At 64.4% G+C, this 14905-nt stretch carries 13 protein-coding genes and 1 pseudogene; 6 read left to right on the top strand and 8 right to left on the bottom strand.

All coding sequences use genetic code 11. From position 1 onward, the window contains the following. Positions 1-322 precede the first annotated feature (322 nt). Together V9L17_RS07945 and V9L17_RS07940 are read left to right on the top strand one after the other, a co-directional pair. Positions 323-1360 (top strand): annotated as a pseudogene (locus V9L17_RS07945) (M4 family metallopeptidase); the annotation flags it as partial. Positions 1361-1432: 72 nt separating this feature from the next. After that, positions 1433-1735, top strand: a complete 303-nt coding sequence (locus V9L17_RS07940; protein ID WP_337345831.1) for a protealysin inhibitor emfourin — start codon at positions 1433-1435, stop codon at positions 1733-1735. Between the two features lie 36 nt (positions 1736-1771). Here V9L17_RS07940 and V9L17_RS07935 read toward each other — a convergent pair whose 3' ends face one another. Then, on the bottom strand, positions 1772-2740 hold the full coding sequence (locus V9L17_RS07935; protein ID WP_337345830.1) for a GlxA family transcriptional regulator: 969 nt from the start codon (positions 2738-2740) through the stop codon (positions 1772-1774). A gap of 81 nt (positions 2741-2821) precedes the next feature. On the opposite strand from V9L17_RS07935, the gene V9L17_RS07930 reads away from it, so the two are divergent. Then, positions 2822-2989 carry a hypothetical protein gene (locus V9L17_RS07930; protein WP_337345829.1) on the top strand — a complete coding sequence of 56 codons (168 nt, stop codon included), beginning with the start codon at positions 2822-2824 and terminating at the stop codon, positions 2987-2989. Between the two features lie 243 nt (positions 2990-3232). Next, entirely contained in the window at positions 3233-7180 is a 3948-nt protein-coding gene (gene hrpA / locus V9L17_RS07925) for an ATP-dependent RNA helicase HrpA (protein ID WP_443198018.1), read from the top strand. Positions 7181-7215: 35 nt separating this feature from the next. On the opposite strand, the gene V9L17_RS07920 is transcribed toward hrpA, so the two are convergent. The 3 genes from V9L17_RS07920 to V9L17_RS07910 all read right to left on the bottom strand — a co-directional run bounded on the left by V9L17_RS07920 (position 7216) and on the right by V9L17_RS07910 (position 9707). Beyond that, the gene (locus V9L17_RS07920; protein WP_337345828.1) at positions 7216-7647 is read right to left on the bottom strand and encodes an HIT family protein; all 432 of its coding nucleotides are present in this window, start codon (positions 7645-7647) and stop codon (positions 7216-7218) included. Continuing rightward, entirely contained in the window at positions 7644-8804 is a 1161-nt protein-coding gene (locus tag V9L17_RS07915) for an NAD(P)-dependent alcohol dehydrogenase (RefSeq protein WP_337351028.1), read from the bottom strand. The genes V9L17_RS07920 and V9L17_RS07915 overlap by 4 nt, the downstream gene beginning before the upstream one ends. Positions 8805-8867: 63 nt before the next feature. Then, positions 8868-9707: a sulfurtransferase gene (locus tag V9L17_RS07910; protein WP_337351027.1), complete on the bottom strand. Its 840-nt coding sequence runs from the start codon at positions 9705-9707 to the stop codon at positions 8868-8870. Between the two features lie 83 nt (positions 9708-9790). Between V9L17_RS07910 and V9L17_RS07905 the strand changes: the two genes are divergently transcribed. After that, positions 9791-10870 (top strand): PLP-dependent cysteine synthase family protein, encoded by a 1080-nt coding sequence (locus V9L17_RS07905; protein WP_337345825.1) that lies wholly within the window; start codon positions 9791-9793, stop codon positions 10868-10870. Here the strand turns inward: V9L17_RS07905 and V9L17_RS07900 are convergent. Next, positions 10867-11523: an MBL fold metallo-hydrolase gene (locus tag V9L17_RS07900; RefSeq protein WP_337351026.1), complete on the bottom strand. Its 657-nt coding sequence runs from the start codon at positions 11521-11523 to the stop codon at positions 10867-10869. The genes V9L17_RS07905 and V9L17_RS07900 overlap by 4 nt on opposite strands. Positions 11524-11634: 111 nt before the next feature. On the opposite strand from V9L17_RS07900, the gene V9L17_RS07895 reads away from it, so the two are divergent. After that, positions 11635-12114: a Fur family transcriptional regulator gene (locus tag V9L17_RS07895; RefSeq protein ID WP_337351025.1), complete on the top strand. Its 480-nt coding sequence runs from the start codon at positions 11635-11637 to the stop codon at positions 12112-12114. A gap of 43 nt (positions 12115-12157) precedes the next feature. Here V9L17_RS07895 and V9L17_RS07890 read toward each other — a convergent pair whose 3' ends face one another. Genes V9L17_RS07890 through V9L17_RS07880 form a run of 3 tightly spaced genes read right to left on the bottom strand, consistent with a single transcriptional unit; the run spans position 12158 to position 14835 of the window. Next, positions 12158-13033, bottom strand: a complete 876-nt coding sequence (locus V9L17_RS07890) for a metal ABC transporter permease (protein WP_337345822.1) — start codon at positions 13031-13033, stop codon at positions 12158-12160. After that, positions 13033-13848 carry a metal ABC transporter ATP-binding protein gene (locus V9L17_RS07885; RefSeq protein WP_337345821.1) on the bottom strand — a complete coding sequence of 272 codons (816 nt, stop codon included), beginning with the start codon at positions 13846-13848 and terminating at the stop codon, positions 13033-13035. The genes V9L17_RS07890 and V9L17_RS07885 overlap by 1 nt, the downstream gene beginning before the upstream one ends. After that, positions 13849-14835: a metal ABC transporter solute-binding protein, Zn/Mn family gene (locus V9L17_RS07880; RefSeq protein WP_337351024.1), complete on the bottom strand. Its 987-nt coding sequence runs from the start codon at positions 14833-14835 to the stop codon at positions 13849-13851. Positions 14836-14905 lie beyond the last annotated feature (70 nt).

Genomic DNA, 14905 nt, shown 5'->3' with positions numbered 1-14905 from the left:
GAACCGCGGCCGCCCAGCCCCCGGCGCACAAAGGCAGCAAACTCCGCAGCAGCAGCCTCAAAGGCCTCAACCGCCTCCTCAACACCCGGGATCCCCATACCCCCATCATCCAGCGACCCGCCAACAAAAACAGCCCAGCACATCACCTATGTGGATAACCCCCGACCACCAGGGACATGGCCGCAGAGCTCCCCGCTTATACCCAGGCGACCCCCGCCAAGGTTTCCAAAAATCTACGCCCCTTGCGTCAAACGGGTGTGGCTGCAGTCCCTTTGTCGGTGGCCCCTCGTAGGCTGATTCAACCAACTTGAGGGGGTAGGCCATGCACGCTTCAGCCACATTCTGTTCCATCATTCCGCCGTACCTGCTGCGCCGGCTGGCCCGCCAGGACGCACCACAGTTTTCCGCCGCAGCCCGGGCCGCGAAAGAAGCACTGAGCCATGTCCGGTCGGTCCAGGAGTCCCGAGCCCAGCCGGCCAGGGTTACTCCCCCGGGACTTCGGCAGGTCCAGCCGGGACCGCCTCACCGAAGCATCTACGACGCACAAGGCGCCGAGAAACTTCCCGGCAAGCTCGTCCGAAAGGAAGGTGAACCGGACTCGGGCGACGACGCGGCGAACGAAGCTTACGACGGCCTAGGGCACACGCACCGGCTCTACGCTGAGGTCTTTGGCCGGAACTCCATCGACGGTGAGGGTCTCCCCCTCGACGCCACGGTCCATTTCGGAAAGCTCTACGACAACGCCTTCTGGGACGGCAGCCAGATGGTTTTCGGCGACGGCGATGGCGAGGTATTCCAACGCTTCACCCGGTCTCTCAGCGTTATCGGCCATGAACTCGCCCACGGCGTCACGCAATACTCTGCCGGGCTGGCCTACCGCAACCAGGCAGGCGCCATCAACGAATCGATGTCGGATGTTTTTGGTGCCCTGGTGGAGCAATACCTCAGGCAGCAGTCCTTCAAGGAGGCCAGCTGGCTCATCGGCGAAGGTCTCTTTACTGAGCATGTGGAGGGTTCAGCCCTGCGTTCCATGAAGGCCCCCGGCACTGCATACGACGACGACGTTCTCGGGAAGGACCCACAGCCGGACTCCATGGATTCCTATGTACGCACCAGCGCGGACAACGGTGGTGTCCACATCAACTCAGGGATTCCCAACCGCGCTTTTTACCTCGTCGCAGAGTCGTTGGGCGGAAATGCCTGGGAGTCCCCCGGCCGGATCTGGTACGAGACGCTTACCGACGGCTCACTGCCAGCCACAGCCACCTTCAGTGTCTTCGCGAGGGCGACGGCGGCATCCGCCGTCGAGCTCTTTGGCACCGGTTCCCCCGAGCATGACGCCGTACGGCAGGCGTGGGAAGGTCAAGCTTTAGTTGAATGCCCGGCCGCACACCACCAAGCGGCCAGGCTGCAGGAAAGCCCGGGACCGGCCATGAAGATCAGTGTGGAGCGAAGCGGCGGCATCGCCGCCGTCACAAGAGTATGGACAGTGCACGCCCAGACCGAAAGCGCCAAGAACCAGTGGCAGCCCATTGTCGAAGCATGCCCCTGGGACGCGGTGCCGAAAACTGTCAGGGCGGCAGCCGCGGAGGCTGCCGGGAACCAGGCTGACCGTTTCATCTATGCAATCCGGGCCGGCCAAAGGCGGGCGGCACTGCCCGAGCAGGCTGTTACCGGCCCTTGGCGCGTGCTGGTTGACAGCGCCCGGGCGGCCGCCGAGGACCACCCTGCCTAGGGCAGACCACCCGCAGCATGGCACGACGGGCTCAGCCTAGCCCGCCTCCACCAGCTGCCCCCGGAAGGCCCTGCGGTAGGACTGGGGGCTGGTGTCGAGCACCTTGGCGAAGTGGTGCCGGAGCAGCACCGGATGGCCGAACCCGGATTCCCTGGCCACCTCGTCGATGTTGAGGTCCGTCGATTCCAGCAACTCCTGCGCCCGGAGGACCCGCTGTGAGTTGAGCCATGCCGCCGGCGTGGCGCCCGTCTCGGAGCGGAAGCGGCGCGCGAACGTCCGGGCCGACATGTGCACGCGGGTCGCCAGCTCGCCGACGGTGTGCTCGCGATCCAGGTTCTGCACCATCCAGCGAAGGAGCTCCTCCATCGGCGCGGAGCCGCACGTGGGCATGGGCCGGTCGATAAACTGCGCCTGGCCGCCGTCGCGGTGCGGCGGAACCACCATGTCCCGCGCAATCGCGGCAGCCACATTCGCGCCAAGTTCCACGCGGACCAAATGGAGGCAGGCATCGATCCCGGCTGCCGTGCCTGCACTGGAGATGATGTTCCCGTCCTGGACGTAGAGCACGTTTTCGTCCACCTGCACATCCGGATAGCGGCTGGCGAGCTCCCCCGAGTAGTGCCAGTGCGTTGTGCAGCGCCGGCCGTTGAGCAGGCCCGCGCGGGCAAGGGCAAAAGCACCCGAGCAAATGGACATAACCCAGGCTCCCCTGGCATCGGCCGCACGGAGCGCCTCCAGGACGGATTCGGGAACGTCTTCGTCCCGCCCGTACGGCGCCATAATCACCAGGTCCGCATCCGCCGTGGCATCGAGCCCCAAGGAGACGTTCATGGAGAGGCCCGATTTGAGCCTGAGGTTTCCAGGCTCAGGCGTGCAGACCCTGAAATCGAACGCAGGCACGATCCCGCCACGACCAGACCTGTCGATGCCGAATACCTCGCACGCCGTAGCGAATTCGAAGATCGAAAAGTTGGGAACCACGATGACTGCCACTGATTTGAGCATGCATCCATTGTGGCAGAAATTATAGCTTTTTGGGCATTTCTGCCACTGTTGGTTGGCGGCGGCCAGGAGCAGCATTGAGGCATGGAAATCTTCGGAATCATCATCGCCATCCTGCTCCTCATCGTCCTCGCCGCCACCGTTTCAGCGCTTCTGCGCGACGGCCTCGGCCATAACCCGCCCGTCAGCTCCCATCAGGCCTGGTCCGCCTTGGACCTGCCCAGTACCAGCTACACGCTCCGTCTCTTCTGAACAGGACATCTGTTCTGAGCAGGACATCGGCCCAAGCATCCATCAACCACCAAGGACCCGGCTCATCAGAGCCGGGTCCTCCTCTGTGCAGGCGCCAGGGGTAGGCTGTGATGGTCCGACGGCGGAAGCATGCGTAAAGCACGACGGCGGCATCCGCCCCGGTGTCGGCGGTGATCAGCCCCGGGTGCGGGCCGTAACAGCGTCATAACAGCCAGCGGAGCCCACAGTAGACTGGTTCGAGCCATGACCTTTCACATTTCCTACCCCGCAGAGCTGCCGGTCTCCGAGCGCCGCGAGGACCTGATGGCGGCCATCGCCGCCAACCAGGTGACCATCATTGCCGGCGAGACCGGCTCCGGTAAGACCACCCAGATCCCCAAGATGTGCCTGGAACTGGGACTGGGCGAAAACGGCCTGATCGGTCATACACAGCCGCGGCGGCTGGCCGCACGCACGGTGGCCGAGCGCATCGCGGAGGAACTCGGCGTCGAAATTGGCCAGGAAGTGGGCTTCCAGGTCCGGTTCACGGGCGAAGTCAGCCGGTCCACCAAGGTTAAGCTCATGACCGACGGCATCCTCCTGGCCGAAATCCAGCGCGACAAGCTGCTGCGGAAATACAACGCGATCATCATCGACGAGGCCCACGAGCGAAGCCTCAACATCGACTTCATCCTGGGCTACCTCAAGCGCATCCTCCCTCAGCGGCCCGACCTGAAGATCATCATCACCTCGGCCACCATCGATCCGGAGCGTTTCGCCAAGCACTTTGGCTCCGAGGACGAGCCCTCTCCCATCATCGAAGTTTCAGGCCGAACGTTCCCGGTGGAGATCCGCTACCGTCCGCTGTCCCAGCCGGCGCGCGGCCCGGCAGACGGCGAAGACGCCGACGCTTCCGACGACGAACTCGAAGAGGACCGTGATCCACTCGACGCCGTCTGCGACGCCGTCGACGAACTCGCCACTGAGGCACCCGGCGACATCCTCATCTTCTTCTCGGGCGAGCGGGAGATCCGTGACGCGGCCGAGGCACTCAACGCCAGGATCCAGTCCAACCGGCGCCTTGCCGGTACCGAGGTGCTGCCACTCTTTGCCCGCCTCAGCCTGCAGGAACAGCACAAGGTGTTCCACCCGGGCAGCAAACGCCGGATCGTGCTGGCCACCAACGTCGCCGAGACCTCCCTTACCGTTCCGGGCATCAAATACGTCATCGATACCGGCACAGCCCGGATCTCCCGCTATTCCCACCGGACCAAGGTCCAGCGGCTCCCGATTGAACGCGTATCCCAGGCTTCCGCCAACCAGCGCTCCGGCCGGTGTGGCCGCGTTTCTGACGGCATCGCCATCCGGCTGTACTCCGAAGAGGACTTCGAGTCCCGGCCCCTCTTCACCGACCCCGAAATCCTTCGGACCAACTTGGCCGCCGTCATCCTGCAGATGACCGCCATGGGGGTGGCCCGTGGGCCCAAGGACGTCGAGAACTTCCCGTTTGTTGAGCCCCCGGACTCACGGGCAATCAACGACGGCGTCACCCTCCTCCGTGAACTCGGCGCCTTGAGTGCCGCCAGACCGCAAAACGCACAAGCGGACGCCAAGAGCGGCGGCCTGACCGCCGTCGGCCAGAAGCTCGCCCAGCTCCCAGTCGATCCCCGGCTCGGCCGGATGATCGTGGAGGCCGGCAAACGCGGCTGCGTCCGTGAAGTGATGATCCTTGCCGCAGCGCTTACCATCCAGGACCCGCGGGAGCGTCCTACGGACAAGCAGCAGCTGGCCGCAGAGAAACACGCCCGCTTCCGCGATGAAAACTCAGACTTTACAGGCTTCCTGAACCTATGGAACTACCTGCAGGAGAAGCAGCAGGAACTCTCATCCACGCAGTTCCGCCGCCTGTGCCGCACGGAGTTCATCAACTACCTGCGCGTCAGGGAATGGCAGGACCTGTTCGCCCAGCTCCGGCAGCTGGCCCGGCCGCTGGGCATCAGCCTGGACAACAAGCGCCTGGCCGACCCCGTGGGCAACCACGAAGGCATCCATATCAGCCTGCTCTCCGGCTTGCTCAGCCACATCGGCATCCTCGACGAACGCAAACGCGAATACATGGGCGCCCGGGGAAGCCGCTTCGCGATCTTCCCCGGCTCAGCGTTGTTCAAGAAGTCGCCTACGTTCGTCATGGCGGCGGAGCTGGTGGAAACCAGCCGTCTCTGGGCACGGGTGGCCGCCAAGTTCGATCCCGTTTGGGCCGAACAGGTTGCGCCGGACCTCGTCAAGCGTACTTACAGCGAACCGCACTGGTCCACCAAGATGGGCGCGGTGATGGCCTACGAGAAGGTCACGCTCTACGGCGTGCCCATCATCCCGCAGCGCCGGGTCAACTACAGCCGGGTGGATCCCGTCCTGGCCCGCGAGCTCTTCATCAGGCATGCATTGGTTGAGGGCGACTGGAAAACGCACCATAAGTTCTTCCACCGCAACCGCGCCCTCCTCCTTGAAGTCGAGGAGCTCGAAGCCAGGATGCGCCGCCGCGACCTGCTGGTGGACGACGAAACCCTGTTTGAGTTCTACGACGCCCGGATTGGCCCCGAAGTTGTGTCCGAGCGGCACTTTGACAAGTGGTGGAAGGAAGCCCGGCAGAAGAATCCGGACCTCCTGGACTACGACAAGTCGCTGCTGCTCAATGACGACGCCGACGACCTGGACGAGGCCGCGTACCCAAAGACCCTCCTGCACAAGGGGTTCGAGCTGCCGCTCAGCTACGAGTTCCATCCGGTGGCGCCCGGCTCGCCGCCCAACCCGTCCGACGGCGTCACGGCCGAAGTGCCGGTGCTCTTCCTGAACCAGCTCGATGATGCAGCGTTCCGCTGGCTGATTCCCGGGCAACGCGCCGAATTGGTAGCGGCCTTGATCAAGTCCCTGCCGAAGCAGATCCGGAAGAACTTTGTTCCCGCCCCAGATGTAGCCCGCCAGGCAGTCGCGGCCCTGGAAGCGGACTTCGACCCCGCCGTCGACGAGCTGGAAGCATCACTCGAACTGGCCCTCCGCCGGATCAGGGGCCACATCATCCCGCCCGGGTCCTGGAACTGGGATGCCGTGCCCTCCCACCTGCGCGTGAGCTTCAAGGTGGTGGACAGCAAGGGCAAGGTACTGGACGAAGGCAAGGACCTGGCCGCCCTGCAGGAAAAGCTGGCGCCGGCGACTCGCCGTGCCATCGCTGAGTCGCTGGGGGCCACGCCTGGAACGACGGCCCAAAAATCCGGCGGCAAAGCCGCCGGAATCCCCCCTGCGGCGGCCGAAGGAGGCAGCGCCAACGGCTCGACGCCGGGGTTCAAGGAGCAAAGCGGCCTGACCTCCTGGACGTTCGGCACGGTGCAGCGGCAGGTAAGCAACACCGTCAAGGGCCACACTGTAACGGGCTATCCGGCACTGGTGGACGAAGGGACCTCCGTGGCCCTGCGCGTCTTCCAGACACCTTCGGAACAGCTGGAGGCCATGAGGGGCGGGGTGATCCGGCTTCTGGCCCTCCGCGTTCCGGCACCGGACCGCTACGTCCTGGAGCACCTCAACAACACCGAAAAACTGACCTTCAGCCAGAATCCGCACGGTTCAGTCTCCGCCCTCATCGCCGACTGTGCCTTGGCCGCCGTAGACAAACTGGTCCCGGCTGAACTTCCGTGGGACCAGGCGTCCTTCGATGCGCTGTATGAGCAGGTCCGCGCCGAACTCATCGATACCGTCTTCAGTGTGACGGCAGTGGTGGAACGCATCCTTGCCAGCACCCGGCGGATCGAGAAGCAGCTGAAGGGCACCACGAGCCTTGCCCTCATCAGCGCTCTGAACGATATCAAGAGCCAATTGGAGCAACTCGTGTTCCCGGGCTTTGTGGCCCGCACCGGCTATGCCCAGCTGAGCCAGCTGCCGCGATATTTGGCAGCCATCGAAAAACGGCTGGAACGGCTGCCAGGCAACGTCCAGCGCGACGCTCTCAGCATGGCCGCCGTCCAGCGCCTGGAAGACGACTACGACGACGCGGTGTCGGCCCTGCTGCCTGGCCGCCGGGCAGGTGCGGAGCTGGCCCAGGTGCGCTGGATGATCGAAGAGCTCAGGGTGAGCCTCTTCGCCGTCGAACTGGGGACTGCCTACTCAGTGTCCGAAAAACGAATCCGCGCCGTGCTCAACAAAGCTCTCGCGCCGGCCTAGGCTGTGGGCCTCAGTGGCTCTGGGCATCAGCGGGGCTAGGCGTCGCCAGGTACGAATTCCCCGTAACCGGCGGCCCGCAAACCTTCGCGAAGCTTCTCGGCGTTCGCGTCCAGCACGGCAGGGTCAGGGTGCTGGTCGGCCGAAGCAAAATCAAAATCGGCCATGCTCCTGGATGGCCACACATGGACATGGAAGTGGTTGATCTCGTACCCCGCCACGATCAGCCCGGCACGCTCCGCCGGGAAGATATCCAGCTGCACCGCACCGATCCGGCGCGCCACTTCCATCACCTTGGCGAGCGTTTCCGGCGACGCATCCGTCCAGCGGTCCACTTCCTCTGTGGGGACCACCAAGGTGTGCCCGTCAGCCAGGGGCCCGGTGGTGAGGAAGGCGGCGACCTCCGGCTCGCGCCAGACGAAGCGTCCGGGGATCTCGCCGTTAAGGATTTTGGTGAACAGGGTACTCATGCGTCTGCCTCCTCGGCCGGGGCCTGCAGGGTGCTGGTGTCCAGCACAAACCGGTATTTTACGTCGCCTGCCACCATGCGGTCGTAGGCCTCATTCAGCTGGTCCGCGCGCACCAGTTCGATGTCCGCCACGACATGATGCATAGCGCAGAAATCGAGCATCTCCTGGGTTTCGGCGATGCTGCCGATCAGCGAGCCTGTATAGGAGATCCGCCGACGGATCAGCGCCCTCGGGTTTACCGGTGGCATGGTCTCTGACGGCAAACCCAGCTGGAACAGCGCACCGTCCCGCCGGATGGTGCGAAGGAAGGGGTCCAAGTCATGTGGAGCGGCCACGGTGTCGATGATGACGTCGATGCTGCGGTCGGCGGCGGCCATCGCGTCCGCGTCCCGGGACAACACCACCTCGTCCGCGCCCAGTTCCAGCGCAGCGGGAACTTTTGATTCGGAGGTGGTAAAGACCACCACACGGGCGCCCATGGCCTTGGCCAGCTTGACCGCCATGTGCCCCAGGCCGCCAAGTCCCACGACGCCCACTGTGTCCCCTTCCTTGACGCCGAAATGGCGGAGCGGGGAAAACGTGGTGACACCGGCACACAGGAGCGGCGCCACGGCAGCAGGGTCAAGGCTGTCCGGCACGCGGACCACGTACCGGCGGTCCACCACTACCGACGTCGAATAACCGCCTTGGGTGATCGCTCCACCGTTGCGGGCGTCCTTCGCCCCATAGGTCCCAGTCAGTCCGTTTTCGCAGTACTGTTCCTGTCCGTCCAGGCAACTCCGGCACTCCCGGCACGAGTCGACCATGCAGCCAACCCCTACCAGATCTCCAGGCGCGAAGTCGTTCACGGCCGACCCGACAGCACTGACGCTGCCGACGATTTCGTGCCCGGGAACCAAGGGGTAGTGCTGGGTGCCCCATTCCCCGCGGGTGGCGTGGACATCCGAGTGGCAGAGGCCGCAGAAGTCAATGGCAATCCGGACGTCGTCCGCCTTGAGTGCCCGCCTTGCTACGGTCAGCGGGACGAGGCCGCTTTCCCCGGACGTGGCGCCATAGGCGGCCGCCAGGCTGTCGTTTACCGTGCTGTCATTTTCGAAGCTGCGAGCCGGCAAAATCGGGCGGGCGAGGGGCGGCGGTACGGGTCGTCCAGGGGTCATACAGCGACGCTACCCCCGTGTTGCCGGATATTTCCACTCGGGAGGCATTCCACCGGGCAGGCGCTAGCGGGGCTCGCTGCCCGTCACCACAGGCAAGGCAGGGTTATTGGACCATTCGGAGAACGAACCTGGGTATAGCGCCGCCGCGATGCCGGCAATCTCCAGTGCCGCGACCTCGTGGGCGGCAGTGACGCCGGAACCGCAGTACACGGCCACGGGGGCGTCCCCGGAGATCCCCAGCGTGGTGAAGCGGCGCCGCAGTTCGTCGGCGGGGAGGAACCGCCCCGACGCATCAACATTCTCCGTCGTCGGAGCACTGACGGCGCCCGGGATATGGCCAGCCCGCGGGTCCACCGGTTCGAATTCCCCGCGGTACCTTTCGCCAGCCCTGGCGTCCAGGAGGACTCCGGTGTCGGCCCAACTGCCCGCTGTGGCCGCATCGATGGCCGGCATTGCCCCATCGCCAAGGGTGACGTTGCCCGGCTTTGCCTCCACATTGCCGCGTTGCACAGGCAGCCCAGCGCCGCGCCACGCCGCCAAGCCGCCGTCGAGCAGGTACACGCCCGGGAAACCGGCGTTGCGCAGCATCCACCAGACCCGTGCCGCAGCCAGGTTCCCGCTGTCGTCGTAAGCGACGACGATGTCGCCGTCGCAGATGCCCCAGCGTCGAGCCGATGCCTGGAACTGTTCAGCTGTTGGAAGCGGGTGCCTGCCGTGTTCCGGCTGGGCGGGGGCAGCCAGTTCGGTGGCCAGGTCCACAAAAACTGCTCCGGGCAGGTGTTCTTCAAGATAGTGTTCGCGGCCACGGGGATCGCCCAGTTGCCACCGGACGTCCAGCAGTACGGTGCGCTGGCCGGCCTTCATTCGGCCGTCGAGTGCGGCCACATCCAGAAGGGGTCGCATGCGGCTCCTAGGAGTAGTTGGTTCGGGCTTTGACCAGACCACTCTAGCCCGGGCCCAACGGGCAGCGCGGGTAGGCTGGTCCGGTGAAGAACGCACGCGCGGACAGGGCCTGGGCTGACCAGGCCATCAGGAAAATTACCGCAGAAAACAACCGGTCCGCGGATACGCACCTATACTCGGTGCCGCTTGCGGAGCACTGGGGAGTCCAGCTGTACCTCAAGGACGAATCAACCCACCGCTCCGGCAGCCTCAAGCACCGGCTGGCCCGTTCCCTGTTCCTCTTTGGCCTGGTCAATGGCTGGATCCGGGAGGACACCACGATTGTGGAGGCGTCCAGCGGCAGCACCGCCGTCTCCGAAGCCTATTTCGCACAGCTGCTGGGCCTGCCCTTCGTTGCTGTGATGGCCCGGACCACCAGCCCGGAAAAGATCGCCCTCATTGAACAGTTCGGCGGGGCCTGCCTGCTCGTGGACCACGCGTCCGAGGTCTACGCCGCTGCGGAGGAGGTCGCAGCAACCAGCAACGGGCATTACATGGACCAGTTCACCTACGCCGAGCGGGCCACCGACTGGCGCGGCAACAACAACATCGCAGAGTCCATCTTCGATCAGCTGTCCATGGAGGAGCACCCGGTCCCCCGCTGGATCGTTGTGGGTGCCGGCACTGGCGGAACCAGCGCGACGATCGGCCGCTACCTCCGGTACCACTCCCATGACACCTCCCTGGCAGTGGTTGACCCCGAGAACTCTGCTTTCTATCCCGGCTGGCGGGACGGCGTGCCAGAATTCACCACTGGCATTCCCTCGCGGATCGAAGGCATCGGGCGGCCGCGGATGGAACCCAGCTTTGTCCCATCTGTCATCGACCGCATGATCCAAGTGCCTGACGCCGCGTCCGTGGCCGCAATGCGGCACCTTCGGGAACTCACGGACCTGCACGCAGGGCCTTCCACCGGCACCAACCTCTGGGGTGTCTGGCAGCTGGTGGCGGAGATGATCGCCACGGGCCAGCGCGGAAGTATTGTGTCGCTGATGTGCGACGGCGGCGAGCGCTACGCGGGCAACTACTACAACCCGGCGTGGCTGGCCACCCAGGGGATGGACCCCGAGCCCCATCAGGCAGTCATCAGCCGCTTCTTCGAAACCGGCATCTGGGCACCCTAGACTTCGACTGTTTCACGGACCGCCAGGTGCGTGAATTCCGTGCCGTACTTGGCTCCGATCCGGGTCACATGAGACTCCACCATCTTCAGGCCCATCTCGTTCAGGAGCCCATCGTGGATCTGGAAGGCTTGCGGTGCCCGGACGCCGATGACAAAGTCCACCACTTCGCTGGCCTTGTTCCACGGTGCATGGATGGGAACCAGCAGCGTCTTGACGCTAATGCCGTCCGGGACGATGAAGGAGTCGCCCGGGTGATAGACATTTTCGTCAATGAGGTAGCCTACGTTGGCCACCACGGGAACCTGTGGATGGATCAGGGCATGCTGGCCGCCGAAGCTGCGGACGCTGAACCCGGCAGCGTCAAAGGATATCCCGGGTTTAACCGAATGGATCCGGTCTGCGGCTTGCGGCGCTTCCTCGCGCAGGTTGCCTGCCACCCCCGCAGGCGCGAAAACAGCGAGCTCGCCTTCACCCCGCAGGGCATTGACCAGGGCAGCTACGTCCACGTGGTCGCCGTGCTCGTGCGTGATCAGCACTGCCTGCGCGCCGTCCAGTGCTTCCTTCACTTCGGAGAACGTGCCGGGGTCAAGGACCAGGACACGCCCGTCTACTTCGAGCCGGACGCAGGCGTGAGTGTATTTAGTTAGCTTCATAGCGCCAGCCTAGGGTCCTGTCCGGGCAGGTGTCCACGGAACTCCTGCCCGCCAAGGTCTGGCTGGTAATCTGGATCTTTGCCACCATCCCTCAGGGAAGCGAGTCAATCCATGCCGTATGGCACCAAGGCTGACGAATCGACGCCGTCAACCCCCGCGCCGCGGGTAGGCACCGCCGCGGGCAAAGAGCAGCGCGTCACTAAGCAGCGCCTGGCCGTCAGCGCTGCCCTGGACGAACTGGATGACTTCGTCAGCACCCAGGAGCTCTACCGCATCCTGCAGAACCAGGGCGTTTCCGTCTCCCTCGCCACGGCGTACCGGATCCTGCAGTCGCTGGCTGACGACGGGCTCGTGGATGTTCTGCGCAACGGTGAGGGTGAGGCCGTCTACCGGCGCTGTGCCGTAACCGGCCACCATCACCACCTCCTCTGCCGGAATTGCGGAAAGGCCGTTGAGGTCGAAGCACCCGCAGTCGAAACATGGGCCGCGCGGACAGCCAAGGACCATGGTTATACCGAGGTGGCGCACACCGTGGAGATCTTCGGGCTGTGCCCGGACTGCACGGCACGCAAGGCCGCTGGGCTCCTCTAGCCTGGTCCGTCGTCGAACACTGACCTGAATCCGCGGGAGATCCTCAGGCCGCGTGCAGCAGCCGGCCGTTTAGCCCGCGCTTGGCGCGGACCGTTCCGATGATCCGGCACACCACATAGATGACGAATGACAGCGTAGTGACATAGGGGCTGATCGGGATGCGGCCGCCCAGTGCCAGCAAGATCCCTCCGACGGTCGCAGTCATCGCAAATGCCACGCTCAGCACCACCACCACCACCGGTGAGGACGTTACCCGCAAAGCCGCTGCGGCCGGCGTAATGAGCAGGGCCAGGACCAGCAAGGCACCCACCACCTGAATGGACAGGGCCACGCTCACGCCCAGCAGGACCATAAAGACCAGGGCCAAGGTCCGCACGGGAACCCCCCGGGCTTCGGCAAGCTCGGGGTCGACACTGGCAAAGTTCAGCGGCCGCCAGATGATCACCAACGCCACCATGACCACCACTGCTGTCCCGGCCAGGGCCTGCAGCTGAACCGTGTCGACAGAGACGATTTGGCCTGTCAGCAGGCCGAACTTATTCGCCGCCCGCCCTTCATAGAGCGACAGGAACAGGATGCCGAGCCCCAGTCCAAACGGCATGATCACGCCAATGATCGAATTCTTGTCCCGCGCCCGCACGCCCATGAGCCCGAGGAGCAGCGCGGCAGCCACTGACCCAATGAGCGAGCCGAAGACGATGTCAGCGCCGATGAGCAGCGCAAAGGCAGCCCCGGCGAAGGAAAGTTCGGAGATGCCGTGAACCGCAAAGGCGAGGTCACGCTTCATCACAAACGTCCCGACGAGGCCGCCCAGCAGCCCCAGGACCGCGCCGGCCCAAATGGAGTTCTGGACCAGGACCAGGAGTTCGCCATAGTTTTCGAAGCTGAAGATCGACCCGATGATGCTGTCGGCGTCCATCACGCCACCTCAGCGGCGGTGGCGTGGACATCCGCGTGATGGTGCGTGGTTGCGTCCGGAAGTCCGACGACGACGATGCGTCCGTTGGCGTGGATGACCTCCACATGGCTGCCATAGAGGTCGGAGAGAACCTCGGTGGTCATGACTTCCTGGGGAGTTCCTACCCGGAAGCGGCCTCCGGCCAGATACAGCACGCGGTCTACGTAATCGATAATCGGATTGATTTCGTGGGTCACAAACACCACTGCACTGTTCTGTTCACGGCACTGCTTGTTGATCAGGGCGCTGACCGCCTGCTGGTGGTGAAGATCCAGGGACAGGAGCGGCTCGTCGCACAACAGGACCTTCGGGTCCGTCGCCAGAGCCTGGGCCACCCGAAGTCGTTGCTGCTCACCGCCGGAGAGCTGCCCCACCGGGACCTTGGCGTAGTCCGTGGCACCGACAAGTTCCAGGAGTTCGTCGATCCTGCGGTTTGCTTTGGCGGCCCCGAGGCGCAGGCCCCACCGGTGGCCATCGACGCCAAGGCCCACCAGGTCCCTGGCACGCATCGGCGTGTCCACAGCGAACGATTTCTGCTGCGGGATGTAACCGATCATCCGGCTCCCCCGTTCCACGGGGTGTGCTCCGAGGCTGGCAGTGCCCGAGTGGAGTTGCTGCAGCCCGAGCAGCACTTTCAGGAAGCTGGTTTTCCCGCTTCCATTGGGACCAAGCACGGCGAAAAATTCACCGGGCCTGATGTCCAGGTCGAGACCCTCCCACAGCGCCCTCCTGCCAAACTGCAGGGACGCCCCACGGAGGCTCACAACCGGTTTCAACTACTTTTTCTCCAAAACTTTGCTGATGTTGTCCACATTGTCCGTCATCCACTGCAGGTACGTCTTGCCCTCCGGCAGTGTTTCGCTGAAGTCGACCACCGGAACGCCGGCTGTTTCTGCCGCCTTCTTCAGCGCCTCGGTCTGGGGACCTTCGGTCTGCAGGTTGTACGCCAGGAAGCTCAGGTCCTTGGAACCGGCAAGATCGGTTGCCGCCTTGAGCACGGCTGGCGGTACGTCAGTGCCTTCTTCGATCGCTGCAGTGTAGTCCTCCGGTGTCTTGTTCTCCAGCCCGGCGGCCTCAAGCAGGTACAACGGAACTGGCTCAGTAACTGCAACAGGAGCTCCGGCATCGGCCGCCGACAATGCTGCCAGTTTACCCGTGAGCCCCTCCAGGCCGGACTTGAACGTGGCTGCGTTCGCCTTGAACGCGGCGGCTGAACCCGGCTCGGCTTCACCGAACTTGGCAGCGAGGACATCTGCCAGCTTCCCCATCGCAGAAAGGCTGTACCACACGTGTTCGTTGAACTCGCCGTGATCGTGGACGTGGTCGTCAGCCGGCTCGGTGGCTTCCGCAGCCGCAGGCTCGGATGCTTCCTCCTCCGGCGCCAGTCCCGATACTTCCACGGCACTGACAATGCTGTCGTGGGGGATATTGCTGTCGTCTGCGAGCGTGTGGATAAAGCCGTCGTAGCCGCCACCGTTCTCAATGACGAGGTCGGCCTTGGACACTACCAGCCGGTCCTGGGCGGTCGCCTCGTAGGAATGCGGGTCCTGGCTGGTCTTGTTGATGATCGCCGTGACGTTGACCTTGTCGCCACCGATGGCCTTGGCGATGTCGCCGTAGACGTTCGTGGAGGCAACCACATTGATTCCCTCGGCGGCCGAAGAGGCGCCGGAGGGCGCCCCCTCAGCAGAGCAGGCAGACAGCATCAGGCCAAGGCCGGCGAGGGCGGCCAGGGATGCACGGGCGGCGGACGGACGGCGCACGGAAACCTCAGATCAGTTCAGGAGGGACAAGAGCAACCCGCAAAGTCTAACTCCAAATAGGAATGATTCC

Source organism: Pseudarthrobacter sp. CCNWLW207 (genome assembly GCF_037203945.1).
Taxonomy (GTDB): domain Bacteria; phylum Actinomycetota; class Actinomycetes; order Actinomycetales; family Micrococcaceae; genus Arthrobacter.
Note: the sequence above shows the minus strand (reverse complement) of the source record. Positions and strands in the feature narration are given on the sequence as shown.

Bases quoted from the DNA above. Each gene is read 5' to 3' on its own strand.
- V9L17_RS07940 (WP_337345831.1), top strand. From the start codon at position 1,433: ATGAAGATCAGTGTGGAGCGAAGCGGCGGCATCGCCGCCGTCACAAGA.
- V9L17_RS07935 (WP_337345830.1), bottom strand. From the start codon at position 2,740: ATGCTCAAATCAGTGGCAGTCATCGTGGTTCCCAACTTTTCGATCTTC.
- V9L17_RS07930 (WP_337345829.1), top strand. From the start codon at position 2,822: ATGGAAATCTTCGGAATCATCATCGCCATCCTGCTCCTCATCGTCCTC.
- hrpA (WP_443198018.1), top strand. From the start codon at position 3,233: ATGACCTTTCACATTTCCTACCCCGCAGAGCTGCCGGTCTCCGAGCGC.
- V9L17_RS07920 (WP_337345828.1), bottom strand. From the start codon at position 7,647: ATGAGTACCCTGTTCACCAAAATCCTTAACGGCGAGATCCCCGGACGC.
- V9L17_RS07915 (WP_337351028.1), bottom strand. From the start codon at position 8,804: ATGACCCCTGGACGACCCGTACCGCCGCCCCTCGCCCGCCCGATTTTG.
- V9L17_RS07910 (WP_337351027.1), bottom strand. From the start codon at position 9,707: ATGCGACCCCTTCTGGATGTGGCCGCACTCGACGGCCGAATGAAGGCC.
- V9L17_RS07900 (WP_337351026.1), bottom strand. From the start codon at position 11,523: ATGAAGCTAACTAAATACACTCACGCCTGCGTCCGGCTCGAAGTAGAC.
- V9L17_RS07895 (WP_337351025.1), top strand. From the start codon at position 11,635: ATGCCGTATGGCACCAAGGCTGACGAATCGACGCCGTCAACCCCCGCG.
- V9L17_RS07890 (WP_337345822.1), bottom strand. From the start codon at position 13,033: ATGGACGCCGACAGCATCATCGGGTCGATCTTCAGCTTCGAAAACTAT.